28 protein-coding genes, 1 tRNA gene and 1 pseudogene are annotated in these 25,363 nt (G+C 73.5%); 21 read left to right on the forward strand and 9 right to left on the reverse strand.

What is annotated here, in order from left to right; genetic code table 11:
• Positions 1-118: 118 nt before the first annotated feature.
• Positions 119-535, reverse strand: a complete 417-nt coding sequence (locus tag ACWIX6_RS17165) for an acyl-CoA thioesterase (RefSeq protein WP_448613645.1) — start codon at positions 533-535, stop codon at positions 119-121.
• A 65-nt stretch (positions 536-600) separates the two neighbouring features.
• Here ACWIX6_RS17165 and ACWIX6_RS17170 point away from each other — a divergent pair, with 65 nt between their 5' ends.
• A complete protein-coding gene (locus tag ACWIX6_RS17170) occupies positions 601-1,029 on the forward strand; it encodes a protein-tyrosine phosphatase family protein (RefSeq protein WP_448613646.1) in 429 nt (142 codons plus the stop codon).
• A 163-nt stretch (positions 1,030-1,192) separates the two neighbouring features.
• Here ACWIX6_RS17170 and ettA read toward each other — a convergent pair whose 3' ends face one another.
• Together ettA and ACWIX6_RS17180 are read right to left on the reverse strand one after the other, a co-directional pair.
• Positions 1,193-2,863: an energy-dependent translational throttle protein EttA gene (gene ettA, locus ACWIX6_RS17175; RefSeq protein ID WP_448613647.1), complete on the reverse strand. Its 1,671-nt coding sequence runs from the start codon at positions 2,861-2,863 to the stop codon at positions 1,193-1,195.
• Between the two features lie 113 nt (positions 2,864-2,976).
• Positions 2,977-3,507 carry a single-stranded DNA-binding protein gene (locus tag ACWIX6_RS17180; RefSeq protein ID WP_448613648.1) on the reverse strand — a complete coding sequence of 177 codons (531 nt, stop codon included), beginning with the start codon at positions 3,505-3,507 and terminating at the stop codon, positions 2,977-2,979.
• A 231-nt stretch (positions 3,508-3,738) separates the two neighbouring features.
• Between ACWIX6_RS17180 and ACWIX6_RS17185 the strand changes: the two genes are divergently transcribed.
• From ACWIX6_RS17185 to ACWIX6_RS17200, 4 genes are all read left to right on the forward strand, one after another.
• Positions 3,739-3,814 (forward strand) — tRNA-Arg (locus ACWIX6_RS17185).
• 82 nt (positions 3,815-3,896) lie between these two features.
• Complete coding sequence (locus ACWIX6_RS17190) at positions 3,897-4,631, forward strand: alpha/beta fold hydrolase (RefSeq protein ID WP_448613649.1); 735 nt, start codon at positions 3,897-3,899, stop codon at positions 4,629-4,631.
• A gap of 76 nt (positions 4,632-4,707) precedes the next feature.
• Positions 4,708-5,181 (forward strand): MaoC family dehydratase, encoded by a 474-nt coding sequence (locus tag ACWIX6_RS17195; RefSeq protein WP_448613650.1) that lies wholly within the window; start codon positions 4,708-4,710, stop codon positions 5,179-5,181.
• Between the two features lie 72 nt (positions 5,182-5,253).
• A complete protein-coding gene (locus ACWIX6_RS17200; protein ID WP_448613651.1) occupies positions 5,254-5,808 on the forward strand; it encodes a DUF6158 family protein in 555 nt (184 codons plus the stop codon).
• 80 nt (positions 5,809-5,888) lie between these two features.
• Here the strand turns inward: ACWIX6_RS17200 and ACWIX6_RS17205 are convergent, their stop codons facing one another.
• Positions 5,889-6,734 carry a PaaX family transcriptional regulator gene (locus ACWIX6_RS17205; RefSeq protein WP_448613652.1) on the reverse strand — a complete coding sequence of 282 codons (846 nt, stop codon included), beginning with the start codon at positions 6,732-6,734 and terminating at the stop codon, positions 5,889-5,891.
• Positions 6,735-6,930: 196 nt separating this feature from the next.
• Here ACWIX6_RS17205 and ACWIX6_RS17210 point away from each other — a divergent pair, with 196 nt between their 5' ends.
• The 5 genes from ACWIX6_RS17210 to ACWIX6_RS17230 all read left to right on the forward strand — a co-directional run bounded on the left by ACWIX6_RS17210 (position 6,931) and on the right by ACWIX6_RS17230 (position 11,660).
• Positions 6,931-8,160: an ABC transporter substrate-binding protein gene (locus tag ACWIX6_RS17210; protein ID WP_448613653.1), complete on the forward strand. Its 1,230-nt coding sequence runs from the start codon at positions 6,931-6,933 to the stop codon at positions 8,158-8,160.
• A gap of 88 nt (positions 8,161-8,248) precedes the next feature.
• Entirely contained in the window at positions 8,249-9,136 is an 888-nt protein-coding gene (locus ACWIX6_RS17215) for a branched-chain amino acid ABC transporter permease (RefSeq protein WP_448613654.1), read from the forward strand.
• Positions 9,133-10,170 carry a branched-chain amino acid ABC transporter permease gene (locus tag ACWIX6_RS17220; protein WP_448613655.1) on the forward strand — a complete coding sequence of 346 codons (1,038 nt, stop codon included), beginning with the start codon at positions 9,133-9,135 and terminating at the stop codon, positions 10,168-10,170. Before ACWIX6_RS17215 ends, ACWIX6_RS17220 begins: the two co-directional genes overlap by 4 nt.
• On the forward strand, positions 10,167-10,958 hold the full coding sequence (locus ACWIX6_RS17225) for an ABC transporter ATP-binding protein (protein WP_448613656.1): 792 nt from the start codon (positions 10,167-10,169) through the stop codon (positions 10,956-10,958). The genes ACWIX6_RS17220 and ACWIX6_RS17225 overlap by 4 nt, the downstream gene beginning before the upstream one ends.
• Positions 10,959-11,660: an ABC transporter ATP-binding protein gene (locus ACWIX6_RS17230; protein ID WP_448613657.1), complete on the forward strand. Its 702-nt coding sequence runs from the start codon at positions 10,959-10,961 to the stop codon at positions 11,658-11,660.
• Positions 11,661-11,774: 114 nt separating this feature from the next.
• Here the strand turns inward: ACWIX6_RS17230 and ACWIX6_RS17235 are convergent, their stop codons facing one another.
• A complete protein-coding gene (locus tag ACWIX6_RS17235; RefSeq protein WP_448613658.1) occupies positions 11,775-12,443 on the reverse strand; it encodes a GNAT family N-acetyltransferase in 669 nt (222 codons plus the stop codon).
• Between the two features lie 170 nt (positions 12,444-12,613).
• Between ACWIX6_RS17235 and boxC the strand changes: the two genes are divergently transcribed.
• The 5 genes from boxC (at position 12,614) to fdxA (ending at position 19,015) form a co-directional block, all read left to right on the forward strand.
• A complete protein-coding gene (boxC, locus tag ACWIX6_RS17240; RefSeq protein ID WP_448613659.1) occupies positions 12,614-14,341 on the forward strand; it encodes a 2,3-epoxybenzoyl-CoA dihydrolase in 1,728 nt (575 codons plus the stop codon).
• A gap of 2 nt (positions 14,342-14,343) precedes the next feature.
• On the forward strand, positions 14,344-15,825 hold the full coding sequence (gene boxB, locus ACWIX6_RS17245) for a benzoyl-CoA 2,3-epoxidase subunit BoxB (RefSeq protein WP_448613660.1): 1,482 nt from the start codon (positions 14,344-14,346) through the stop codon (positions 15,823-15,825).
• Between the two features lie 70 nt (positions 15,826-15,895).
• A complete protein-coding gene (locus ACWIX6_RS17250; RefSeq protein ID WP_448613661.1) occupies positions 15,896-17,593 on the forward strand; it encodes a benzoate-CoA ligase family protein in 1,698 nt (565 codons plus the stop codon).
• Positions 17,590-18,657 (forward strand): NAD(P)/FAD-dependent oxidoreductase, encoded by a 1,068-nt coding sequence (locus ACWIX6_RS17255; RefSeq protein WP_448613662.1) that lies wholly within the window; start codon positions 17,590-17,592, stop codon positions 18,655-18,657. The genes ACWIX6_RS17250 and ACWIX6_RS17255 overlap by 4 nt, the downstream gene beginning before the upstream one ends.
• Before the next feature lie 25 nt (positions 18,658-18,682).
• Positions 18,683-19,015, forward strand: a complete 333-nt coding sequence (gene fdxA / locus ACWIX6_RS17260; RefSeq protein ID WP_448613663.1) for a ferredoxin — start codon at positions 18,683-18,685, stop codon at positions 19,013-19,015.
• Positions 19,016-19,034: 19 nt separating this feature from the next.
• Here fdxA and ACWIX6_RS17265 read toward each other — a convergent pair whose 3' ends face one another.
• On the reverse strand, positions 19,035-19,904 hold the full coding sequence (locus tag ACWIX6_RS17265; RefSeq protein ID WP_448613664.1) for an amidohydrolase family protein: 870 nt from the start codon (positions 19,902-19,904) through the stop codon (positions 19,035-19,037).
• 132 nt (positions 19,905-20,036) lie between these two features.
• Between ACWIX6_RS17265 and ACWIX6_RS17270 the strand changes: the two genes are divergently transcribed.
• From ACWIX6_RS17270 to ACWIX6_RS17285, 4 genes and pseudogenes are all read left to right on the forward strand, one after another.
• Complete coding sequence (locus ACWIX6_RS17270) at positions 20,037-20,972, forward strand: LLM class flavin-dependent oxidoreductase (protein ID WP_448613665.1); 936 nt, start codon at positions 20,037-20,039, stop codon at positions 20,970-20,972.
• Positions 20,973-20,990: 18 nt separating this feature from the next.
• Positions 20,991-21,035 (forward strand): annotated as a pseudogene (locus ACWIX6_RS17275) (SEC-C metal-binding domain-containing protein); the annotation flags it as partial.
• Between the two features lie 39 nt (positions 21,036-21,074).
• The gene (locus tag ACWIX6_RS17280; protein ID WP_448617006.1) at positions 21,075-21,362 is read left to right on the forward strand and encodes a YchJ family protein; all 288 of its coding nucleotides are present in this window, start codon (positions 21,075-21,077) and stop codon (positions 21,360-21,362) included.
• A gap of 76 nt (positions 21,363-21,438) precedes the next feature.
• Positions 21,439-22,179: a ComF family protein gene (locus ACWIX6_RS17285; RefSeq protein ID WP_448613666.1), complete on the forward strand. Its 741-nt coding sequence runs from the start codon at positions 21,439-21,441 to the stop codon at positions 22,177-22,179.
• 10 nt (positions 22,180-22,189) lie between these two features.
• On the opposite strand, the gene ACWIX6_RS17290 is transcribed toward ACWIX6_RS17285, so the two are convergent.
• Positions 22,190-22,426, reverse strand: coding sequence for a hypothetical protein (locus tag ACWIX6_RS17290; protein WP_448613667.1), 237 nt, complete (start codon positions 22,424-22,426; stop codon positions 22,190-22,192).
• 180 nt (positions 22,427-22,606) lie between these two features.
• On the opposite strand from ACWIX6_RS17290, the gene ACWIX6_RS17295 reads away from it, so the two are divergent.
• The gene (locus ACWIX6_RS17295) at positions 22,607-22,813 is read left to right on the forward strand and encodes a hypothetical protein (RefSeq protein WP_448613668.1); all 207 of its coding nucleotides are present in this window, start codon (positions 22,607-22,609) and stop codon (positions 22,811-22,813) included.
• A gap of 57 nt (positions 22,814-22,870) precedes the next feature.
• Here ACWIX6_RS17295 and ACWIX6_RS17300 read toward each other — a convergent pair whose 3' ends face one another.
• Positions 22,871-23,707, reverse strand: coding sequence for an HpcH/HpaI aldolase/citrate lyase family protein (locus ACWIX6_RS17300; protein WP_448613669.1), 837 nt, complete (start codon positions 23,705-23,707; stop codon positions 22,871-22,873).
• Positions 23,708-23,810: 103 nt separating this feature from the next.
• Positions 23,811-24,860, reverse strand: a complete 1,050-nt coding sequence (locus tag ACWIX6_RS17305) for an LLM class flavin-dependent oxidoreductase (RefSeq protein WP_448613670.1) — start codon at positions 24,858-24,860, stop codon at positions 23,811-23,813.
• A 111-nt stretch (positions 24,861-24,971) separates the two neighbouring features.
• On the opposite strand from ACWIX6_RS17305, the gene ACWIX6_RS17310 reads away from it, so the two are divergent.
• Positions 24,972-25,274, forward strand: coding sequence for a DUF427 domain-containing protein (locus ACWIX6_RS17310; RefSeq protein WP_448613671.1), 303 nt, complete (start codon positions 24,972-24,974; stop codon positions 25,272-25,274).
• Positions 25,275-25,363: the final 89 nt, after the last annotated feature.

A 25,363-nucleotide genomic window follows, 5' to 3' on the forward strand; every position in this document is an offset into this window, starting at 1 on the left:
TTCGGGCTCGAGCCCGCGCGCTTTCGGTACCGAAAGCGCGGGGCCGGGGTCCGCGGGGCCGCGGTCCGCGGGGCCGCGGTCCGCGGGGCCGCGGTGCCGCGGTGCCGCGGTGTCGGGATCAGGGGGTGGGGGCGTCGTCCAGGTAGCGGTCGAGGAAGACCTTCTCCTCCGGGGTGAGCCGGCGGGGGCGGTTGAGCGCGAAGTCCACCGGCACCAGCAGGGTGCTCCCGGTGACGGCGAGGACGCCGTGGTCGAACAGCTCGTAGTGGCACGTGAAGGCCGCCGCCCGGATGCCGGACACCCAGATCTGCACCTCCAGCGGCTCGGCGTCGTACTCGACCGACCGCTTGTAGGAGATCTCGTGGGAGGCGACGACGATGCCGCGGCGCAGGCCGGTCTTCTCGTCGTGGGTGGGGTGGTCGAAGAACAGGTCCACCCGGGCCATCTCGAAGTAGCCGAGGAAGGCCACGTTGTTGATGTGCTGGTAGGCGTCCATGTCCGACCAGCGCATCGGGACCGCGACGGTGTGCCTCACGCGGCCACCCTGCCGTACCGGGCACCGCGTCCTGCTGCCGGGGCCGCCCGCCCTACCGTGCTGACGTGGGCGGAAGCTGGGATCCGGGGACGCCGGGACTGCTGGTGCTGCCGTCCGGCCGGGTCGTCCGCGGGCGGGGGTTGCGCCGCCCGCTGCCGGCCGGGCCGACGCCCGGCTTCGGGCTGTACCTGCTGGGCCGCCCGCCGTCGGTGCCGTGGGAGAGCCGGTGGGCGCGGTGGCCGGACTTCCGGTTGCCCGCGGACCCCGACGACCTGCGGGACGCGCTCGGCGAGGTGCTCTCGCGGTCCGCGGACGAGCGCGTCGAGGTGGCCTGCGGAGGTGGCACCGGCCGGACCGGGACGGCGCTGGCCTGCCTCGCCGTCCTGGACGGGGTCCCCGCGGGAGAGGCGGTGGCCTACGTGCGCAGCCACTACCGCCCCCGCGCGGTGGAGACCCGCGCCCAGCGGGCCTTCGTCGAACGCTTCAGCCCCTGAGGACACCGACGGCCGACCCGCAGAAGGACCCCTCAGCCCGGCCGTAGGCGAGGTGCGGGGAACGGCCCACCACTGGAACGGCCCATCCGCAGGGTCCCGCCCAGGCCCCCTTCCAGGGGCCCGCCCTGAGCTTGCGAAGGGTGGGGAGGAAGGGGGTCCTTCGTCAGTCGCGGGTCAGCTTGCGGTAGGTGGCGCGGTGCGGACGGGCGGCGTCCGCACCCAGCCGCTCGACCTTGTTCTTCTCGTAGTCCTCGAAGTTGCCCTCGAACCAGAACCACTTGGACTCGCCCTCGTAGGCGAGGATGTGCGTCGCCACCCGGTCGAGGAACCACCGGTCGTGGCTGACGACCACGGCGCAGCCGGGGAACTCCAGCAGCGCACCCTCCAGGCTGGTGAGGGTCTCGGTGTCCAGGTCGTTGGTCGGCTCGTCGAGCAGCAGCAGGTTGCCGCCCTGCTTGAGGGTCAGCGCCAGGTTCAGCCGGTTCCGCTCACCCCCGGAGAGCACGCCGGCCTTCTTCTGCTGGTCCGGGCCCTTGAAGCCGAACGCGGACACGTAGGCCCGGGAGGGCATCTCGACGTTGCCGACCTTGATGTGGTCCAGCCCGTCGGAGACGACCTCCCACAGCGACTTGTTCGGGTCGATGCCGCTGCGGTCCTGCGCCACGTAGGCGACCTTGACCGTCTCGCCGACCTTGATCTCGCCGTCGTCGGGCTTGTCCTCGCCGACCAGCATCTTGAACAGCGTGGTCTTGCCGACGCCGTTGGGCCCGACCACGCCGACGATGCCGTTGCGGGGCAGGGTGAAGGACAGGTCGTCGATCAGGACCCGGTCACCGAAGCCCTTGGTGAGGTCCTCGGTCTCGATGACGACGTTGCCCAGCCGCGGGCCCGGCGGGATCTGGATCTCCTCGAAGTCGAGCTTGCGGAACTTGTCGGCCTCCGCGGCCATCTCCTCGTAGCGGGCCAGGCGGGCCTTGCTCTTGGCCTGCCGCGCCTTGGCGCCGGACCGGACCCACTCCAGCTCGTCCTTGAGGCGCTTGGCGCGCTTGGCGTCCTTGGCCCCCTCGACCTTGAGCCGGGACGCCTTGGTCTCCAGGTAGGTGGAGTAGTTGCCCTCGTAGGGGTACGCGCGGCCCCGGTCGAGCTCGAGGATCCACTGGGCCACGTTGTCCAGGAAGTACCGGTCGTGGGTGACCGCGACGACGGTGCCGGCGTACTTCTCCAGGTGCGCCTCCAGCCAGGCGACGCTCTCGGCGTCCAGGTGGTTGGTGGGCTCGTCGAGCAGCAGCAGGTCGGGGGCCTCGAGCAGCAGCTTGCACAGCGCGACGCGGCGGCGCTCACCACCGGAGAGCACCCGGACGTCGGCGTCGCCGGGCGGGCAGCGCAGCGCGTCCATGGCCTGCTCGATGCGGTTGTCGAGCTCCCAGCCGTCGCCGTTCTCGATGACCTCCATCAGGTTGCCCTGCTCGGTCAGCAGCGCGTCGAAGTCGGCGTCGGGCTCGCCCATCGCGGCGCTGACCTCCTCGAAGCGGGTGAGCGCCGCGCGCAGGTCCTTGACCGCCTCCTCGACGTTGCCGCGCACGTCGAGGTCCTCGTTCAGCGGCGGCTCCTGCTGGAGCATGCCGACGGTGGCGTCCGGGGCGAGCATCGTCTCGCCGTTGGACGCGGTCTCCATGCCGGCCATGATCTTGAGGACGGTCGACTTGCCGGCGCCGTTGGGCCCGACGACGCCGATCTTGGCGCCGGGGAGGAACGCCAGCGTGACGTCGTCGAGGATCACCTTGTCGCCGTGCGCCTTGCGCGCACGCACCATGGAGTAGATGTACTGGGCCACTGGGGGTCCGTGCCTTCCGTCAGGTCGCGATCGGGGGCGGGGCGGGGCCGCCGGATCGCGGCACCGGCCCCGCCCCCTGCGTTCTCAGCTCCGATCCTCCCAGTCCGGGAGGCTCACGTCAGCGCCGGTACCGCCTCGCGGTCGCCGGGGACGTCGGAGTCCACCTCGTGCAACGTCGGGGCCCCCTCGGTGTAGTCCGTGGACCGGTCGGTGAACGGGTCCGCGGGCGGGTCCTCCCCCGCGGACGGCTCCTCGACCGGCGCCGGGACGCCGGCCGGCTGGTCGGCGCGCGCCGGGCGCTTGAACTCCGACCACCCGCGGGCGAGGTTCAGCCCCACGGCCGTGGCCTTCATCCGGTTGGCGCTGCGCCGGCCCGCCTCGCTGTCCCAGGACTCGGTCGCCAGGTTGCCGACCACGAGCACCGGGTCGCCCTTGCTGACGCTGCGGGCGACGTTGCCGCCGAGCTCGCCCCAGCACGCGACGTCCATCCAGAGGGTGGCGCCGTCGACGAAGCCCTTGGTCTCCTCGTCCCAGCGGCGGCTGGTGGACGCCATCCGGAAGTTGGTCACCGGCCCGTTGGCGGTGCGGTTGCGGCGGGGGACGTCGGCGACGTTGCCGACGACGTGGATCGTGGTCTCGTTCACGGTGCTCCTCGGGTGCGGGACGGGGCGCCGGGGCGGCGCCGGTGCCGACCACCCTGCGCCCGGCGGAGGCCGCCGGCGGGCCCGTCCGGCCGGCTGTGGACGGCGGACCGGCATGGGGACGACGGCGTGCAGGCTGCCCGCCGGCCGGGCACCCTGCGCCCCCCTCACGAGGGCTGGTCCCGACGGAGTCGCGGGCCGGACGGCGCGCCCGATGGGATGATCAGCCGGCGAGCGCCCGTAGCTCAGCGGATAGAGCAGGTGCCTTCTAAGCACTTGGTCGCAGGTTCGATCCCTGCCGGGCGCGCCAGTGGGATGTCCCGGACGCCGTGGGCGACCGGTCGACGGGCCGCTCGGCACGGCTGGACAGGAACTCGAGGAGGAGGACCGCGATGGCAGAGGACTTCGTCCTGCAGCACGGGGCATGGCACGGCGGCTGGAGCTGGCAGCCGGTGGCCGCCCGGCTGCGCGCCGCCGGCCACCGGGTGAGCGCGGTGACCAGCCCGGGGCTGGGCATCGACGACGACCCCCGCGGCGTGACGCTGGCCGACTGCGTGGACGCCCTGGTCGCCTCCGTCGAGTCCACCGACCGGACCGGCGTCACCCTGGTCGGGCACAGCTGGGGCGGCTACGTCATCGCCGGCGCCGCTCCGCGGCTGGCGCCGCGGCTGAAGCAGCTGGTGTTCTGGTCGGCGTTCGTCCCGGAGGCCGGGCGGAGCCTCTACGACGAGGTGCCGGCCGACTTCCAGGGTCTGTTCGCCTCCCTGGCGGGCAGCTCGTCGGACAACACCGTGAGCCTGCCGCTGGAGGTGTTCCAGCAGGGGTTCATGGCCGACGCCGACCCGGCCACGTCCGCGCTGGTGCACTCGCTGCTGCGGCCGCAGCCCTACGCGACGTTCACCGACGCCCCGGTGTCCGGCAACGACTACCGCGACCTCGGCGTCCCGCTGCGGTACGTGCTCTCCAGCGAGGACGTCGCGCTGCCGCCCGGCGAGCACGCCTGGGCACCCCGGTTCCCCGACCGGCTCGGCGTGCCGGCCAGCACGGTGCCGGGCAGCCACGAGTCGGTCTTCACCCGGCCCGCGGAGCTCGCCGACGAGCTCGCCCGGATCGCCACGTCGTCCTGAGCGTGCGGCGGGAGGCCGGGTCCGTCCGCCCGCCGCACGGTCGGCCGCAGCGGCCGGGCCGCGCTAGCGTCCCCCGGTGAGCGATCGCTGGTTCGAGGACTACGTACCCGGCACCACCACCGAGCACGGCCCGATCTCCGTGACCGAGGCGGAGGTCGTCGAGTTCGCCGAGCGCTTCGACCCGCAGCCCTTCCACGTGGACGCCGCGGCCGCCGCCGACGGCCCGTTCGGCGGGATCATCGCCAGCGGGTGGCACACCTGCGCGCTGATGATGCGGCTGTTCGCCCAGGAGCACCTCTCCCCCGCGTCCAGCCTCGGGTCCCCGGGCGTGGACGAGCTGCGGTGGGTCCGCCCGGTGCGCCCCGGTGACGAGCTCACCCTGCGCACCACCGTCCAGGCCGCGCGGCTGTCCCGGACCCGGCCCGACCGCGGCATCGTCACCACCGGGATCGAGATGGTCGACCGGGCCGGGGAGGTCGTGCTGCGGATGACGGCGCTGAACCTCGTGCTGGCGCGGCCCGCGGACCCGGCGGCCGGCCCTCCCGGGTGACAGCGGGTCGGCCGACCCAGCACGATGAGACGCCGGTCACCAGGGGCCGGTCCACCGAGCGAGGGAGCGGCCATGACCGACCGACCGGGCGTCCCGGCCCGCGAGCTGTCCGACGAGGAGCTGGAGCGCCAGGGCGTGCACGCGCACGCCATGCGGCACTGGGTCTTCCTGCACGGCACGGCCGAGCAGTTCCGCACGCACACCGAGCGGATGCTGGAGCTGGAGCAGGAGTACCTGCGCCGGCACCCGCAGCGGACCTGGCAGGGATCGGGCGGGGCGGCTGCCGCGACCTCGCGGGACGAGCGGATCCGCGACCTGGTGCAGACCTTCTCCCGGGCGATCACCTCGCTGCTGGACGAGGAGCCCGCCGGCACGCCGGGCGCCGCCGCCCCCCGGCCGGACGCCGAGGCCGCGCAGGCCGCCCTCCTGCAGCGCTTCGCCGAGGCCCCGGGCGGGCGGCTGCACAAGCTGGAGGCCCACCACCTGGCCCGGGAGCTCACCTCCGACAGCCACCTGGTGGCCCGGCTCTACCGGCAGCAGCCCTCGCTGCTGCAGGCCGAGCGGGACATGCGCGTGATCACCGACGCCGGCCGCGAGTGGCTGGCGCAGCACCGGGTGCCCGCCTGAACCGGTCCTGACCGGGTCCTGGTCGGAGGTCCTGGGCGGAGGTCCTGGTCGGAGGTCCTGGGCGGAGGTCCCGGCGGGGCTCAGTCCTGGCGGGCCATGGCCTCCCACGCCTGCTGGGCCCGGGGCGCCCAGCTGGCGTGCCGCTCCCGGAAGACCTCCGCGGCCCGGTTCCCGCTCCACCGGGGCGGCAGCAGGTCGCGCGGCAGGCCGGGGTCCAGCAGCGGGAAGCGCCGCCACTCCTGGATCAACCGCACCTGCGCGACCAGCGCCTGCCGGTCGGTGCGCGGCCGGGGACGGCCGACCAGGTCCAGGAACTGCTCGTAGCGGACCTCGATGGCGTCCAGGTCCCAGGCGCTGCGGGCCAGCGACCGCTCGTCGCCGATCTGGCCGGCCGCCGCGACGAACGACCAGCTCCCGGAGAGCAGGCCGAGGTCGTCGAGCACGCGCCGCGCCTCGGTCTCCCGCTCGGTGCGGGGCGTGACCCAGGTGCTGGCGTTCACCGAGCCCAGCCCGGCCCAGCCCAGCCGGGTGCGCAGCCGCTGGCGCAGCGCCCGCTCGTTCTCCGGCACGTTCACGGTCAGCACCAGCCAGCGGCCGTCCCACACCCGGTGGTCGGCCGCGAAGCCGTAGATCCGGTCGGTGCCCTCGCGCAGCAGCCGGGTCCCCTCGGCGGTCAGCCACCAGCGGGTCTCCCGGCCGACCCGGCTGCCCTCGATCCAGCCGCTGTCGGCGGTGCGCATGATCGCCTGGCGGGCGGCCTTCTCGGCGACGTCGAGCTCGCCGAGCAGCTCGATCAGGGTCGCCGTCCACACCGGGCGGCCGCTGGGCAGCACGAACTCGCCGAGCACGGTGAGCAGCAGGCTGCGGGCGCTGGCCGCGCCGAGCTCCTGGCGGCGCGTGACGAACGGCCCCTCGACGACCTCCACCCCCGCATGGTGACACCCGGTGCCGTCCCCGTGCACCGACCCGGCCGGCCCGGCCCCCCCGTCGCCGCGCGCAGGACACCTCTCGGTAACGGTTCTGGCCAGCGCACCGTGACACTTGACACACTGTCCGGCGATCTACACGCTTCCCATCGATCGACGTGCGCCTGTAGCACGTCCGGAGCTGACGGAGACCCTCATGGACCACCCTGATCTGTCCCGCCGGTCCTTCCTCAGCGCCGTCGGCGTCGGGGTCGGCGGGCTGGTGCTGACCGCCTGTGGCGGCGGCAGCCTCGGCGGCAACAGCGGCTCGGGCGGCGGCGGCGGGGGTGGCGGCGAGGGTGGCGGCACCGTCCGGGTCGGGCTGGTCATCCCCCAGGCCGGCGTCTACACCCCGCTCGGGGTGGACATGCAGAACGGCTGGCAGCTCTGGCTGGACCAGAACGACAACAAGTTCGGCGACTACACCGTCGAGACGATCGTCGCCGACGAGGGCGAGGGGCCCGACACCGGCGTGCCCGCCATCCAGGGCCTGCTGCAGAACGAGAACGTCGACGTCGTCGTGGGCATCGTCAACTCCGCCACCGCGCTGGGGGTGGCCGACCAGTTCACCGAGGCGCAGAAGGTGCTGCTGATCGGCAACGCCGGCGCGGTGGCCATCACCGGCGAGGCCCGCACCCCCTACGTGTGGCGGGCGTCGTTCACCAATGCGCAGAACCCCGCCGCGATGGGCGAGTACCTGGCCGCCGAGGGCATCGGCCCGGTCTACGTCCTGGCGCCGGACTACGCGGCCGGGCAGGAGACGGTCGCCTCCTTCACCGCCGCCTACGAGGGTGCCGGCGGGACGATCGCCGGCCAGGCGCTCACCCCGTTCGGGACCACGCAGGACTTCCAGCCGTTCCTCTCCGGCGTCCAGGCCTCCGGTGCCCAGGCGGTGTTCTGCTTCTACTCCGGCGGCGAGGCGGTCACCTTCGTGACCCAGTACCAGAACTTCGGCCTCAAGGACACCATCCCGCTCTACGGCTCGGGCTTCCTCACCGAGGGCAGCGTGCTCAAGGGCCAGGGCCCGGCGGCGATCGGCGTCCGGACGACGCTGCAGTACTCCACCGAGATCGACAACGAGGCGAACACCGCCTTCGTGCAGGCCTACCAGGAGGCCCACGACGTCCTCCCCACGGTCTTCGCGATGTCGATGTTCGACGTGGCCAACGTGCTGAACCGGGCGCTGGCCGAGGCGGCCGACCTGAGCGGGGACGCCGTCTCCGGCGCCCTGGAGGGGCTGGGCGAGATCGACGACAGCCCCCGCGGGCCCTGGACGTTCGAGGACCAGAGCCCCCGCCAGACCATCTACCTGCGCGAGGTGGCCGACGAGGGCGGCACGCTGATCAACACCGTCGTCCAGGAGCTCGGCGTCTACGGGCAGGTCTGACCGCGGTCCCCGGGACCGGGGACCGCTCCACCCCCGTCCGGGGCCGGGCCGCGCCCGGCCCCGGACGGCGTAGCGAAAGGTCCGCGCCATGGCCGGCTGGTTCGACGCGAACCTGGTCAGCATCCTCAACGGCTTCGCCATCGGCTCGCTGCTGTTCATCCTGGCCGTGGGCCTGTCCATCGTCTTCGGGATGATGGACGTGCTGAACCTCGCCCACGGCGCGCTGTACCTGGTCGGCGCCTACGTGGCGTTCAGCCTGCTCGGCGACCGCTCCACCTGGGGGGCCTTCCTGGGCGCGCTGGGCATCGCCGCCGTGGTCGGGCTGCTGGCCGGCGGCACCCTGTCGCTGATGACCGAGCCCCTGGCGCGCCGGCCCATCCTGGACCAGGCGCTGCTGACCCTGGGCGTGTCGCTGGTGGTCGCCGAGGTCCTCTCCATCGTCTACGGCAACGACGTGTACCGGATCGGCGCGCCGCCCGGCCTGGACGGCAGCGTGTCGGTCGCCGGCAACACCTACCCGACCTACCGGCTGGTGCTCATCGGCATCGGGCTGGTGCTGGCCGCCGCCACCTGGCTGGTGGTGGAGAAGACGTCGGTCGGCGCGCTGGTGCGGGCCAGCGTCGCCGACCGCGAGATGGTCTCCGCGATGGGCATCGACAACCGCAAGGTCAAGGTCGCGGTGCTGGGCATCGGCTCGATGCTGGCGACGGTGGCCGGGGTGCTCGGTGGGCCGGTCTACGGCGTCCGGCCGGGGCTGGACGAGACCATCCTCATCCTCGCGCTCGTCGTGGTCGTCATCGGCGGCCTCGGCTCGGTGACCGGCGCCTTCATCGGGGCGATGGTCATCGGCCAGGTGGACTCGCTCGGCCGGGCCGTGCTGCCGGAGCTGGCCTCCTTCATCCTGTTCGGCACGCTGGCGCTGGTGCTCGTCCTGCGCCCGCAGGGTCTGTTCGGCCCCAGGAAGGTGGCCTCGTGAGCGCTCCCGCGCACCCGTCGACGGATGCGGGCCCACCCGCCTCCGGCGGCGTCGCCGCGGACCCGGCACCGCCGCCGCGGCCAGGCCGACGGCTGGCGGCGGTCCCGGCGGCGGTGGTGCTGGTCCTGCTGGCCCTGGTGCCGCTGTTCGTCGACCCGTTCGGGACGACGATCATCGGCCGGATCCTGGTCTTCGCGCTGTTCGCCGTGAGCCTCGACCTGCTCGTCGGGATCACCGGGCTGCCCTCCCTGGGCCACGCCGCCTACTTCGGCGTCGGCGCGTACACCGCCGGCCTGGTGTCCATCCACTGGACCAGTACGGCGCCGCTCCCCGTGCTGGCCGGAGCGCTCGCCGGGGCCGTGGCCGCCGCGCTCACCGGCTGGGTGGCGGTCCGCAACAGCGGGGTCTTCTTCCTCATGCTGACCCTGGCGATCGCCGAGATCGTGCACCAGGTCGCCCAGCGGTGGGACTCGGTGACCGGCGGTTCCAACGGCCTGTTCGGCATCCCCGCCGTGCGGGTCGGCGGCGAGCCGCTGGTCCTGCAGGGCCTCGTCTACTGGTACGTGCTGGCCGTCTTCCTGGTCGGCTTCGGCGCGATGTGGCTGGTCTCCCGGTCGCCGTTCGGCCTGGCGCTGCGCGGCATCCGCGACAACGAGGACCGCATGCGGTCGCTGGGCTACACCCCCTTCCGCTACAAGTACGCGGTCTTCGTGCTCGCCGGTGGCTTCGCCGGGCTGGCCGGTGGCCTGCTCGCCGCGCAGACGCGGCTGGTCACGCCGGCCGACGCCGGGTTCGCCCTCGGCGCGCTGGCCCTGCTCGCGGTCATCCTCGGGGGAGCCGGCTCGCTGTGGGGTCCGGTGCTGGGCGCGGCGATCGTGGTGCTGGTCCGCGACGCCCTCGGCCCCAGCCTCTCCGGCCACGGCCCGCTGGTGCTGGGCATCGTCTTCGTCGTCGCCGTCTACGTGCTGCCCCGCGGGTTCGCCGGCCTGGCCGGCATCCGCCGTCGCAGCCGCCCGGGAGCAGGCACCACATGACCACGCCGCTGCTCTCGCTGTCCGGGGTGAGCCGGCACTTCGGCGCCCTCAAGGCCGTGGACGACGTCTCCCTCGACGTCCCCGCCGGCGCCCGGCACGCGCTCATCGGCCCCAACGGAGCCGGCAAGAGCACCCTGTTCAAGCTGGTCACCGGGGCCATGCCGGTGACCTCCGGCCAGATCTCCTTCCAGGGCTCGGACATCACCGGGCTGTCCGAACCGCAGCGGGCGCGGCGGGGGATCAGCCAGACCCTGCAGCACTCCAGCCTGTTCCTCACCCAGACGGTCGAGCGGAACGTGCTGATGGCCGCGCAGCGCAGGCACGGCAGCCGGCACTCGCTGCTCCCCCGCCGGCAGACCGCCGCACGGGACCGGGCCCGCGAGCTGCTCTCCGACGTGGGCCTCGCGCACCGCGCCGACGTGCTCGTCTCGGCGCTCTCGCACGGCGAGCGGCGCCAGGTCGAGGTCGCGGTGGCCCTGGCCTGCGAGCCGCAGCTGCTGCTGCTGGACGAGCCGGCGGCCGGCATGTCCCCCGCGGAGAGCACCCGGCTGGTGGGACTGCTGCGGAGCCTGCCCGAGTCGGTGACCCTGGTGATCGTCGAGCACGACCTGGACGTGGTCTTCGCGCTCGCCTCGTCGGTGACCGTGCTGCACCTGGGCGCCCTGCTGCTCACCGGGACGCCGGACGAGGTGCGGGCCAGCTCCGCGGTCCAGCAGGCCTATCTGGGCACCGGACGGGAGTCGCTGTTCCTCGACTCCGCCGGTCCCGCACACGGGGAGGTGGGCTGAGTGCTCGAGGTACGCGGCCTGGAGTCCGGCTACAAGCGCAGCACGGTCCTGCAGGGGGTCGACCTCGACCTCGAGCACGGCGGCGTCCTCGGTCTGCTCGGCCGCAACGGCGTCGGCAAGTCGACCCTGATCAACACCCTGATGGGCCTGGTGCACGCCTCGGCCGGCCGGGTGACGCTGGACGGCACCGACCTGACCGGCAAGCGCCCGGACGTGATCGCCCGGGCCGGCGTGGCCCTGGTGCCGCAGGGCCGCCGGGTGTGGGGGCCGCTGACGGTCACCGAGCACCTGGACCTGGCCGCCCGCCGCGGCCGCGGCAAGGGACCGTGGGACGTCCGCCGGGTCGAGGAGCTGCTGCCCCGCCTCGGCGAGCGCCGCGGCCACGAGGCCGGCCAGCTCTCCGGCGGTGAGCAGCAGATGCTGGCCATCGGCCGGGCACTGCTGACCAACCCCCGGCTGGTGCTGATGGACGAGCCCTCCGACGGGCTGGCCCCCGCCGTCGTCGACCTGATCGGCGAGGCCATCGGCGGGATGAAGGCCGAGGGCGTCACGCTGGTGGTGGTCGAGCAGGACCTGCACCTGGCGTTCGCCGTCGCCGACGAGATCGCCGTCATGGACAAGGGCCGGATCGTGCACCGGTCCCCCACGCTGGAGTTCCGCCGCGACAGCTCGGTCGCACACGCACTGCTCGGGGTCGCCTGAGGTTCCGGCCGGGCAGCGCCGAGCCTCACTCCTGCGGTGTTCCTGCCGCTTCCGCGGTCGGGCAGCACCGCACGATCCGCGGGAACGCCGCAAGAGCCCGTCCGCGCCGGGAGCTCAGTAGCGGTGCTCCTCCGGGTCGACGTACCCGCCGGCCTCCTCGTGCCCCGGGCCCATCGGCTCGCTCTCCGTCCGCTCCTCCACCGCGGCCCCCCGGCGGGCGACGGCACGGTCCCGCTCGGCCTCGTAGCGGGCCCGGCGCGGGTCGGCCGGCGGCTCCCCGGTGTGCTCGGTGCCGGGCCTCCCGGGCTGGTGCTGACCGATGTCCCGGCTGCGGTCGCCCACCTGCTTGCGCAGCTGTCCGTCCTCGGAGTCGGAGAAGCCGTGGGCGAGGAACCAGGCGGTCACCGCGGCCCGGTCGGGGTGCGTGTCGTGGACCACGTTCATCACGTAGTTCAGGCCGCGGGCGGCCGCCTCCTCCTCCAGCCGGTCGAGCAGGAACCGGCCGGCGCCGGTGCCGCGGGCGCTCTCCTCGACGGCCAGCAGGATCTCCGCGTCACCCCAGACGTCGTCCAGCCAGCCGTAGCCGATGACCCGGTCGCCGTCCACGACGCGCCACCAGTCACCGGGGAGCCGCTCGCCCGGTGGCCGCGCGACCGCGCGGAAGACGCCCTCGGGGACGGTGGCGAAGACCCGGTCCCGGTCGGCGTCCCAGCGCGGGTCGGGCTCGTGGACCCACTGCAGGCGCTGCGTCCCGGTGCCGGTGGCTGTCCCTGGGGTGCTCATGCGTCCTCCTCGTCGTCCCGCTCGGTCTGCGGTGGACGCATCATCGCGCCGATGCCCCGACCCGGGAGCGGATCTACACTTTTGCTACCTCTTGCGTATCCAGGTGTAGCACGTCAGGATGGGGACAGCACCCCGCGGGAGCTCCCGCGACCGCGACCCCTGGAGGCGACGTGACCACCGTCGACGAACGACAGACCACCGGCGCCGAGGCCGAGGCCCCGACCCCCTCCGCCGGGCAGGTCGAGGTCTCCTTCGACACCTCGCCGGAGACCTACAAGCACTGGACGCTGAGCGTCGACGGCGAGATCGCCACGCTGCGGCTGGACGTGGCCGAGGACGGCGGCATCGTGCCGGGCTACGAGCTCAAGATGAACAGCTACGACCTGGGCGTGGACATCGAGCTGCACGACGCGGTGCAGCGGCTCCGCTTCGAGCACCCCGAGGTCAAGGCCGTCGTGGTCACCAGCGCCAAGGACCGGATGTTCTGCGCCGGGGCCAACATCAAGATGCTGGCCGCCTCCCCGCACAGCTGGAAGGTGAACTTCTGCAAGTTCACCAACGAGACCCGCAACGGCATCGAGGACGCCACGGCCACCTCGGGGCTGCCGTTCATCGCCGCGGTCAACGGCACCGCGGCCGGCGGCGGCTACGAGCTCGCGCTGGCCTGCGACCAGATCGTGCTGGTCGACGACAACTCCTCCGCCGTCTCGCTGCCCGAGGTGCCGCTGCTCGGCGTGCTGCCCGGCACCGGCGGTCTGACCCGGGTGGTCGACAAGCGCGGCGTCCGCCGCGACCTCGCCGACGTCTTCTCCACCACCGCCGAGGGCATCCGCGGCGAGCGCGCCGTGCAGTGGCGGCTGGTCGACGCCGTCGCCAAGGCCAGCGAGTTCCCCGCCGAGATCGAGCGCCGGGCGGCCGCGGCCGCCGCGACGTCGTCCCGGCCCGGTGCGGGCTCCCAGGGCGTGCCGCTCACCCCGCTGCGCCGCGAGGTGGACGGCGACACCATCCGCTACGAGCACGTGCGGGTCGTGCTGGACCGGGCCTCGGGCACCGCGACGATCACCGTGCTGGGGCCGACCGCCGTCCCGGCGTCGGTCGAGGAGCTGCACGCGCAGGGCGACCAGGGCTGGCTGCTGGCGGCCACCCGCGAGCTGGACGACGCGATCCTGCGGCTGCGCACCAACGAGCTGACGCTGGGCACCTGGCTGCTGCGCACCGAGGGCGACGTCGCCACGGCCGCGGCGATGGACAAGTTCCTGCTGGCCCACCGGGACGACTGGCTGGTCAACGAGCTCATCGCCTTCTACAAGCGGACCGTCAAGCGGCTGGACACCACCTCGCGCAGCCTGTTCGCGCTGATCGAGCCGGGGAGCTGCTTCGTCGGCGCGCTGGCCGAGATCGCCTTCGCCGCCGACCGCTCCTTCATGCTCGAGGGCCAGTTCGAGGACGACGAGGAGCCCGCGCCCCCGGCGGTCATCCGGCTCGACGAGTTCAACACCGGGCTGCTGCCCATGGGCAACGACATGACCCGGCTGCAGGTCCGCTTCCTGGGCAGTGCCGAGGACCTCGCCGCCGCCGAGGCCGCCACCGGGCGCGACCTGCTCGCCGCCGACGCCCTGGAGCTCGGCCTGGTCACCAGCACGCCGGACGACATCGACTGGGAGGACGAGGTCCGGCTGCTGCTGGAGGAGCGGGCCAGCTTCTCCCCCGACGCGCTCACCGGCATGGAGGCCAACCTCCGCTTCGCCGGCAAGGAGACCCCGGAGACCAAGGTGTTCGGCCGGCTCACCGCCTGGCAGAACTGGATCTTCCAGCGGCCCAACGCCGCTGGCCCCGAAGGAGCGCTGCGCCGGTACGGGACCGGGCAGCGGGCTGACTACGACAGGAAGCGGGTCTGATCATGACCACGACCGAGAGCACGCCGCAGACCGGCACGGTCACCGGTGAGGCCCCCAAGCCCACCGGCCCGCTGTCGAAGATCGACTACAGCGAGAAGATCCCCAACAACGTCGACCTGGCCAGCGACCGCAAGCTGCAGCGGGCCCTGGAGAGCTGGCAGCCGAAGTTCCTGGACTGGTGGAAGAACCTCGGGCCCTCCATCCCCACGCACGACGTCTACCTGCGCACCGCCGTCGCGGTCGGCCGGGACGGCTGGGCGCACTTCGACCGGGTGCCGATGGAGGACTACCGCTGGGGCATCTTCCTCGCCGAGCGCGACCCCGACCGCAAGGTCAACTTCGGCCAGCACAAGGGCGAGCCGGCCTGGCAGACGGTCCCCGGTGAGTACCGCTCGGACCTGCGCCGGCTGATCACCGTCCAGGGCGACACCGAGCCCGCCTCGGTCGAGCAGCAGCGGCACCTCGGGATGACCGCGCCGTCGCTGTACGACATGCGCAACCTCTTCCAGGTCAACGTGGAGGAGGGCCGGCACCTGTGGGCGATGGTCTACCTGCTGCAGGCCTACTTCGGGAAGGACGGCCGCGAGGAGGCCGAGCAGCTGCTCAAGCGCAACTCCGGCGACTTCGACAGCCCGCGGATCCTCGGCGCCTTCAACGAGGAGACCACCGACTGGCTGCAGTTCTTCATGTTCACCTACTTCACCGACCGGGACGGCAAGTACCAGCTCGGCACGCTGAAGGAGAGCGCCTTCGACCCGCTGGCCCGCACCTGCGAGTTCATGCTGAAGGAGGAGGCGCACCACATGTTCGTCGGCACCACCGGCGTGCAGCGCACCGTCCAGCGGACCGCGGAGCTGATGAAGCAGCACGGGACCGACGACATCTGGCAGTACGGCGGCATCCCGCTGTCGGTGATCCAGAAGTACCTGAACTTCCAGTACTCGGTGTCGATGGACCTCTTCGGCTCCGAGACGTCGTCCAACGTCGCCTCCTACTACACCTCCGGGCTCAAGGGCCGCTGGATGGAGACCCGGCGCAAGGACGACCACCAGCTGCACGACCTGACCATGGACGTGCCGATGATCGAGGACGGCCGGATGAGCACCCGCACGGTGCCGATGCTCACCGCGCTGAACCTGGACCTGCGCAACGAGTACGCCGCCGACTGTGAGAACGGCGTGCGGCGCTGGAACCAGGAGCTGGAGGACGCCGGGCTGGAGGAGCGGCTCACCCTGCCCCACCAGGGCTTCAACCGGAAGGTCGGCGTCTTCGCCGGCCACCACGTGACGCCGACCGGCGAGATCGTGGACGACGCCACCTGGGAGCGGATCTCGAAGGACCACCTGCCCACCCCCGAGGACCGGGCCCGGGTGGCCGAGCTGATGGTCCCGCACTACGAGGCCGGTGAGTTCGCCAGCTGGATCTCTGCGCCCTCGGTGGGGATCAACTCCCTGCCGGTCGAGTACGACTACGTCCGCTTCTAATCCGTTGGGTGTCGCCGGGTGACGCGTGCCGTCACCCGGCGACTCCGCACGAGCGAGAGGGACCGGCACCGTGGCCATCCTCGACACCGCACCGCCCGCGCAGCCCCCGGCTCATCTCCCGCCGGGGCCGGAGCTGTTCAACGCCGCCGAGTGGCTGGTCGGGCGGCACGCCGCGGCCAGCCCTGACCGGCGGGCGATCACCGCGATCGACCTGGACGGCAGCGTCCGCACGGTCAGCTACGGCGAGCTGGCCGGCGAGGTGCAGCGGTTCGCCGCGGCGCTGCTCGCGGCCGGTGTCCGCCCCGAGGAACGGCTGCTGCTGTGCCTGGGCGACAGCCCCGAGCTGGTCGTGGCCTTCCTGGCGGGCATGCGGATCGGGGCGGTCCCGGTGCCGGTCAGCACCATGCTCAAGCCCAAGGACATCGCCGTCCTCGCCCGGGACAGCCGGGCGCGGATGCTGGTCGTCAGCTCGGAGTTCGCCGCGCTGGCCCCAGCGGTCGGCGGGCTGCCCGACCTGGCCGACGTCGTGGTGCTGACCGACGACGCGCTGCCGGAGGTCATCGGGCCGCAGGTGCGGGACTGGGACTCCTTCGTGGCCGCCGGCGCCGGCGAGCTGGACCGCGCCGCGACGCCGTACCCGACGGTGGCCGACTCCCCCGCCTTCTGGCTGTACACCTCCGGCACCACCGGGATGCCGAAGGGGGCGATGCACCGGCACGGGTCGCTGCGGGACACCGCGGAGACCTACGCCCGCGACGTGCTTGCGATCGGCCCGGACGACGTCACCTTCTCCGTCGCCAAGTTCTTCTTCGCGTACGGCCTGGGCAACACCCTGACGTTCCCCTTCTCGGTGGGGGCCAGCACCGTCCTGGACCGGTCCCGGCCGAGCCCCGCCGGCACCCTGCGGGTGCTCCAGGAGCAGCGACCCACGCTCTTCTTCGGCGGTCCCACGTACTACGCCGCGCTGCTGGCGGCGGGCCTGCCCCGGGACGCCTTCTCCGGCGTGCGGGCCTGCGTCTCCGCCGGCGAGGCCTTCCCCGCGCCGCTGTTCGAACGGTTCACCAGCACCTTCGGCGTGGAGATGCTGGACGGGATCGGCTCCACCGAGATGCTGCACATCTTCATCTCCGGCCGTCCCGGGCGGACCCGGGCCGGCTCGACCGGCGAGATAGTGGCCGGCTACCAGGCCAAGATCGTCGACGACGACGGGCAGCCGGTCCCCGACGGGACGCCGGGCAACCTGTACGTGCGGGGCGACTCGGCGGCCACCGGGTACTGGTGCCGCACCGACACCACCCGCAAGGTGTTCCAGGGCGAGTGGGTGCGCACCGGCGACACCTACGTGCGCAGCGCCGACGGCTACTACACCTCGCTGGGCCGCACCGACGACATCATCAAGGCCGGCGGCATCTGGGTGTCCCCCACCGAGGTGGAGGAGCGGCTGCGCGCGCACGAGGACGTCAACCAGGTCGTCGTCGTGTCGGTGCCCGACGAGACCGGACTGGACAAGCCGGTCGCCTGCGTCGTCCTGGTGCCGGGGTCCGGCACCTCCGCCGAGGACCTGGTCGCCTTCTGCCGCGAGGGCCTGGCCGCGTTCAAGCGACCCCGGCACGTCCTGGTGTTCGACGAGCTGCCGACGACCGCCACCGGCAAGCTGCAGCGCTTCCGCGTCCGCGAGCTGGCCCTCGACCGGCTCGGCGGCGCCGCCCGGCCCGACCTCACCCCGACCGATCCCCCCACCACGCCCGTCCCCGGAGGACCCGCATGACCGCCACCGACACCCTGGCCCCGACCGGCAGCACGGCCGCCGGAGCCCCGGTGGAGGTCGACCTGCTGGTCGTCGGAGCCGGCCCGGCCGGGCTGTACGCCGCCTACTACGCCGGCTTCCGCGGTCTGCGGACGGCGATCGTGGACAGCCTCCCCGAGCCGGGCGGCCAGGTCATGGCGCTGTACCCGGAGAAGATGGTCTACGACGTCGCCGGCTTCCCCGGGATCAAGGGCCGCGACCTGGTGGCCGGCCTGGTGGAGCAGGCCGCCCGCTTCTCCCCGGTGTACGTGCTGGGCGAGCGCGCCGAGACCCTCACCAACGACGACGGCAAGCGTCCCCGGCCCGGTGACCGGCTGCTGGTGACCACCGACCGCGGCACCCGCATCCACTGCGGCGCCGTCGTCGTCACCGGCGGCATCGGCACCTTCACCCCGCGGCCGCTGCCCGGCGGGTCGGACTGGGAGGGCCGGGGACTCACCTACGTGGTCAAGGAGCTGGCGGCGCACGCCGACCAGGACGTGGTGATCGTCGGCGGCGGGGACAGCGCCGTCGACTGGGCCCTCGCGCTGGCCGACATCGCCTCCTCGGTCACCCTCGTGCACCGCCGCAAGAACTTCCGCGCGCACGCCGCCAGCGTCGCCGACATGGAGGCCGGGCCGACCCTCGTCGTCACCGATGCGCAGGTGACCGCCATCGAGGGCACCGACCGGGTGCAGACCGTGCACGTGCGGCACAAGGACGGCACGGTCACCCCCCACCCGGCGCAGGCGGTGATCGCCGCCCTGGGCTTCACCGCGGACATCGGCCCGCTGGAGGCCTGGGGCATCGACATCGTGGACCGGAAGATCCTGGTGGACACCGCGATGCGCACGTCGCTGTCGGGTGTCTACTCCGCCGGGGACATCACCGAGTACCCGGGCAAGGTGCGGTTGATCTCGGTAGGTTTCGGCGAGGCGGCGACCGCGGTCAACAACGCCGCCACCTACCTCGACCCCGACCAGCCGCTGTTCCCCGGGCACAGCAGCGACGACCCCGCCGGCATCGGCGCGGCCACCCCCGCCTGAGCCCGCCCGCACCCGAGGAGACCCCGTGCCCTACGTCATCGGCGCCGAGTGCATCGACACCACCGACATGTCCTGCGTCGAGGAGTGCCCGGTCGACTGCATCTACGAGGGTGACCGGAAGCTCTACATCAACCCCAAGGAGTGCATCGACTGCGGGGCCTGCGAGCCGGTCTGCCCGGTCGAGGCGATCTCCCAGGACCGCCGGGTGAGCGAGGAGAACGAGCCGCACATCGCCGACAACCGGCGCTTCTTCGTCGAGCCGCTGCCCGGCCGGGACGCTCCGCTGGGCAGCCCCGGCGGCGCCTCCAAGGTGGGCCGGATCGGCGTGGACACCGAGCTGGTGGCCGAGGAGGGCTGACCCTCCGCCCAGGGAGCGGTCAGGCCGGGTCCAGGCCGGCGTAGACCCGCAGCGCGTTGCCGCCCAGCACCAGGGGGACGACGTCGTCGGGGAGCCCCAGGGACGCGACGGCGCGGGCGTTGGCGGCCTGGCCGGGGACGCCGGGCCAGTCCGTGCCGTAGATCCACCTGCGCGCCAGCCGGCTCAGGTCGAAGCGGCTGTAGTAGTCCGGGAGCCGCTTGGGCGGCAGGCCGGACAGCTCGATCCACACGTTGTCCCGGGACAGCGCCAGGAACGCCGCCGCGTCGTACCACCAGCCGCGGCCGCCGTGGGCCAGCACGACCTGCAGCGCCGGGAAGTCCCGCAGCACGGCGTCGAGCAGCACCGGGTCGGCGTAGGCGTTGGTCGACCCGGGGAAGCTGCTGGTGCCGCAGTGCACGACCAGCGGCACCCCGCGCTCCACCAGCACCGCGTAGGCCGGGTACAGCGCCGGGTCGTCGGTGCGGAACCCGCCGTGCACCGGGTGCAGCTTCAGCGCCGCCGCCCCCAGGTCCAGTTGCCGCTCCAGTTCCCGGGCGATCGGGAAGTGCAGGTGCGGGTTGACGTTGGCCACCGGCCGGAACCGCCGGGGGTTGTGCTCCACCAGCGGCAGCAGGTCGTCGAAGTGCTGGTAGCCGGTCGCCTTCGGGCTGTACTCGCAGAACAGCAGGGCGACGTCCACGCCCTCGTCGGCGAAGAGCCGGTCCAGTGCGGCGGGGTCCGGCGTCCCGTCGGCGTCCCAGACCTCCTCGAGCAGCCCCGGCCGGCCGAACTGCCGGGCCCAGTCCACCCAGGCGGGCGCCAGCGTGGGCAGCCGGGGCACGTGCACGTGCGCGTCGACGAGCAGGTGACCGTCCAGCACGGCTGGCACCCCGTTTCCTCCGCGGCGGACGCCGGGCTACAGCCGACCGCCTCCCGTCAGGTGTCGTGTAGTACATCATCCGGTGCCGGGACCCCGTAGGTTCTCCGGTGGCCCGTCCCCCGACCCCCGCCGGAGGCCCGCATGCGCGTCGTGCTCACCCTCAGCAGCGACCAGACCGCCACCGCGGCCGAGGCCCGGGCCGCGGAGGACGCCGGCTACGACGGCGTGGCCACCGGCGAGCACCTGTTCTTCCACGGTCCGGTCACCAACGGGTTCGTCACGCTGGCCGCGGCGGCCGGGGCCACCACGCGCATCCGGCTGCTCAGCTCGCTGACCGTGCTGCCGCTCTACCCGGCCGCCCTGGCGGCGAAGCTGGCCACCACGCTGGACCAGGTGTCCGGCGGGCGCTTCGACCTCGGGGTGGGCGTGGGCGGGGAGCACCCGCCGGAGTTCGTGGCCGCCGGGACGGACGTCGCCGACCGCGGTGCGCGGGCCGACGAGGCGCTGGAGCTGCTGCGCGCCCTGTGGGCCGGCGGGCCTGTGGACTTCGCCGGCCGGTTCAGCACCGTGCCCGGCCTGGCGCTGGACCCCGGTCCGGTGCAGCCGGGCGGGCCGCCGATCTGGCTGGGCGGGCGTCGTCCCGCGGCCGTGCGCCGGGCCGGCCGGTCCGCCGATGTCTGGATGCCGTACATGTACACGCCCGAGCAGCTGGCCCGCAGCCTGGGCGAGGTGCGGGAGGCGGCCGAGCAGGCCGGGCGCGACCCGTCGGCGGTGCGCGGCGCGGTGTTCTCCTGGGGCGCGGTGCACGAGGACGCCGCCAGGGCGCGCGAGGAGGCGATCGAGACGGTGAGCGCCGTCTACTCCCAGGACTTCACCCCGCTCGCCGACCGCTACCTGCTGCACGGCGACCCCGACCGGGTGGTGGCCCGGGCGCTGGAGTACGCCGACGCCGGAGCGGAGACGCTGGTCTTCTCCCCGTCCGGGGAGGGCGCCCGGCGGCAGGACGCCGTCGACCTGTTCACCGCCGCCGTCCTGCCGCGGCTGCAGGACGCCGGCACCCCTCGCGGAGCGGGCTGATCCGGTGCGGCCCGACGCTGCCCGTGCGGCACCGGCCGGACCTACGCCGAGTGTTGCGGCCCGCTGCACGACGGGACGGCGACCGCGGGGACGGCCGAGCAGCTGATGCGCTCCCGGTACAGCGCCTTCGCCGTCGGCGACCCGGCGTACCTGCTGGCCACCTGGCACACCTCGACCCGTCCCCGGACGCTGGACCTGGACCCCGACGTCCGGTGGACCGGGCTGGACGTGCTGGCCACCAGCGGAGGGACGCTGCTGGCCGCCGAGGGGACCGTCGAGTTCCGGGCGCACCACCTGCTCGGCGGGTCCGCCGGCGTCCAGCACGAGCGCAGCCGGTTCGTCCGCGAGGACGGCCGGTGGCGGTACCTGGACGGTGTCTCGCTGGCCTGAGGCTCCACCGCGCCCGAGCACGGCTGCTCCAGTAGCGTCCCGCTCCGGCCCAGCCACGGCTCCCGGAGGGACGGACATGCCGATCGACCTGCAGGAGTTCCACCCCCCACCGGCCGGCTTCAACGCCTGCCGCGCCTGCGTCTACTGGACGACGGGCTCGCCGGCGATCTGCTACCCGTGCTCCTCCACCGGCGTCGAGGTGGCCGCCGCGGCCACGTGCGGCGTCTGCGGTCAGGCCCTCGAGGGCGGAGCCGGGTGCCCCAACGCCGTCTGCACCCTCGAGGACCGGTACTTCTCCCGGATCCACACCGTGTCACCGCGCACGGAGGAGATGTGGGACGCGGTCATGGACTACAAGTACGCGGACCAACGCGGCTGGGCCGACGTCCTCGGGCGGGTCCTCGTGGGCTTCCTCGGCGCCCACGGCGAGGAGATGCGGCGCTTCGACGTCATCACCACCGGCGCCATCCACATCGGACCTCAGGCCCCCCGCCTGTGGGACTACCTGCAGCTGATCGTCGAGGCCGCCGCGCGCCAGGGCCCCGAGTGGCCGTTCGCGCCGGGCCTGATCGCGAAGTCCCGGCCGACCGGGCGGTTCCTCGGGATCAGTCCGCAGGAACGGCGCGAGATCGCGGAGGGCGAGCTGCGGGCCGCCCTGTCGGTGCCCGAGCCCGAGCGGGTGGCCGGACGGCGCGTCCTGGTGTTCGACGACATCTACTCCGAGGGCTACTCGCTGCGCGAGATGGCCCGGGTGCTGCGCGAGGCGGGCGCGGTCGAGGTGGCCGGCCTGGTGCTCGCCCGCCGCAAGGGCGGCTGAGCGAACCGGTTCAGCCGACGAGCCGGGCGCACTCCGGGCAGCGCGGGACGGACCAGAGCGCCTGCCAGTCGAGGTCGGCGATCGTGGTGACGAGCACCCCGCACGCGGACTCGGCCAGGCCGTCGACCACGGGCCGGGCGACCGCGTGCGCCAGCTGCACCGCCCGGTCCAGGTCCCGGCCGTCGCGCAGCGGGTCGTGCGCCACCGATGCCACGTGGGTACCGGTCACGTACAGGCTCGCCGTCATGGCAGGGAGCATCGCCGTCCCAGATGTCCGGGAGGTGACGTCCAGGGCGTCGTCCACCCGACGTGAGGCGACGCACACGAGCCGGGCAGGCGATGTGAGGATCGAGGGCCCACCGGGTAGCTCCGGTGCAGGCACCACCGGGGAGCTCCGGCTCCCGTTCCTCAACGGAGAGGACAGCGCGTGATCCCCGTCGCCACCATCACCACCGCCTGGCAGTACGCCTACGAAGAGGGCCGGATCCACTACACGGTCACCGACGGGGAGCACGAGCGCTGCTGCGTCGCCGACCCCGGCACCGAGATGCACGCCCTGCTCCTGCCGCACGTCAGCGCTCCGGTCTGGCCACCGCAGCAGAGCGGCGCGTCCCAGGTGTCCATGGGCCAGTGAGCAGCCGGCCCCGCCGACCGGTGGTCGACGGGGCCGGGGACGGGAGGAGTGGCGGGATCAGGCCGGCTCGACGCCGAAGGCCGAGGCGAGCTTCTCGATCTTGCGGGCCCGGCCGAGCCGGGGCAGGTCGCTGCCGTCCCGGATGACCTGGCCGCGGGCGTCGAAGTCGGCGAGGAAGTCCCGGGCCCACGCGACGTCGGAGGGAGCCGGGCTGATCACCTCGTTGATCACCGGCAGCTGGTCCATCTGGAGGCAGAGCTTGCCGGTCAGGCCGAGGGAGACGGTGAGCGCCGACTGCTCGCGCAGCACCGGGTGGCTGGTGCTGACCGTCGGCCCGTCGATCGGGCCGGGCAGCCCACCGACCCGGCTGGCGATGACCAGCCGGGAGCGGGGGTAGGCCATCGCCAGGTCGTCGGCGCTGGTGCCGGTGTCCCGGCGGTAGTCGCCGCTGCCGAAGGCCAGCCGGAAGGCGCCGCGGGCCGAGGCGATCCGGACGGCCTCCTCGATGCCCAGCGCCGACTCGACCAGGGCCAGCACCGGCGTGGACCCGCCGAGCCGGTCGTAGGTCTCGGTGACGTGCTCGGCGGCCTCGGTCTTGGCCAGCATCACGCCGGCCAGGCCGGGCAGCCCGGCGAGGGCGTCGACGTCGCCGGTCCAGAACTCGGTGGACCGGTCGTTGATCCGCACCCACGCGCGCTTGTCGCCGGACGTCAGGTACTCCACGACGTCGGCGCGGGCGGCGGGCTTGCGGGCCGGGTCCACCGCGTCCTCGATGTCGAGGATGACCTGGTCGGCGCGCGAGTCGTGCGCCTCGTCGAAGAGCTCCCTGCGGGCGCCGTTGACCAGCAGCCACGAGCGGGCGATTCCGGGATCTACGTTCCTGCCTCTGTGCACCGGGACATTCTGGCCGCCGCGCGCGCCCGCGCACCGGCGGGTGGCCCCCCGACCGCGCGGAGGTGACCAGGAGCACCGTCCCGGGATGCGCCGGGTCACGCCGTCACGGCCGGGCGCGCTCCCAGCCGATGGCCGGCGCCACGTGCGCGACGATCGTCTGCAGGAGCCGGGCGTTGTACTCGACGCCCAGCATGTTGGGCACGGTGAGCAGCAGCGTGTCGGCCTCGCGGACGGCGGCGTCCTTGGCCAGCTCCTCGGCGAGCCGGTCGGGCTCGCCGACGTAGCTCTTCCCGAACCGCGACCGCGCCCCGTCGAGCACGCCGACCTGGTCCTCGCCGGTCTCGCTGCCGAAGTACTGCCGGTCCAGGTCGGTGGTCACCGGCATCACGCTGCGGCTGACCGACACCCGCGGCTCACGCTCCCAGCCGGCGTCGGCCCACGCGGCGCGGAACCGGGCGATCTGCTCGGCCTGCAGCTCGTCGAAGGGCACGCCGGTGTCCTCGGTGAGCAGCGTGGAGCTCATCAGGTTCATCCCCTGCTCGGCGGTCCACACCGCCGTCGCCCGGGTGCCCGAGCCCCACCAGATGCGGTCGCGCAGCCCCGGCGCCTGCGGCTGCACGGCCAGCCGGCCGCCGACCCCGCCCGAGGTCCGCGGGTCGGTCCGGGCGACGGCGGCGCCGCTGATCGCGGACAGGAACAGCGCGGCGTGCTGGCGCGCCATGTCGCCGTCGTCGCTGCCCACGGCCGGCACGTACCCGAAGCTCTCCGCGCCGCGCAGCGCCGTCTCCGGTGACCCGCGGCTGATGCCCAGCTGCAGCCGGCCGTCGGCGAGCAGGTCGGTGGCCGCGGCCTCCTCCGCCATGTACAGCGGGTTCTCGTAGCGCATGTCGATCACGCCGGTGCCCAGCTCGATCCGGGAGGTCCGGGCGGCCATCGCGGCCAGCAGCGGGAACGGCGCGGCCAGCTGCCGGGCGAAGTGGTGCACGCGCACGAACGCGCCGTCGACCCCCAGCTCCTCGGCGGCCACGGCCAGCTCGACGGTCTGCTGCAGCGCGTCGCGCGCCGTGCGGACCTGGGACCCGGCCAGCGGTTGCCAGTGCCCGAAGGACAGGAAACCGATCCGCTTCCGCACGTGGGCGCCGATCTCGCTCATGCCCTCCCCAGCGCCGGAGCGCGGCCGCGGATTCCCCCTCACCGGGACGATCCGGGCCGGCGGCGCGGTTGTGCTCCCCGACACGTCCGGACGACGAGAGGAGCACCCACCATGCGCGCGACCATCGACGGCACGGTCATCGCCGAGGCACCGGAGAGCGACCTCGTGCGGATCGAGGGCAACTGGTACTTCCCGCCCGCGGCGGTCACCGAGGGCGCGCTCACCGAGAGCCCGACGGCCTACACCTGCCCGTGGAAGGGCCCGGCCCAGTACTTCGACGTGGTGACCCCCGCGGGCACCCGCAAGGACGGCGCCTGGAGCTACCCGGAGCTCCTGCCGTCCGCGGTGGAGCGGGTCGGCCGGGACTTCGCCGGCTACGTCGCCTTCTCCCCCGGCGTCACCGTCGGGGACTGACCGGTCCGCCGGGACGCGTCCTCCGACGTGCGGACGCGTCCCGGGATCGTCACGATCTCGTAACGCACCGTCCCACTCTGTCCCACCGG

The organism is Modestobacter sp. URMC 112 (assembly GCF_053502575.1).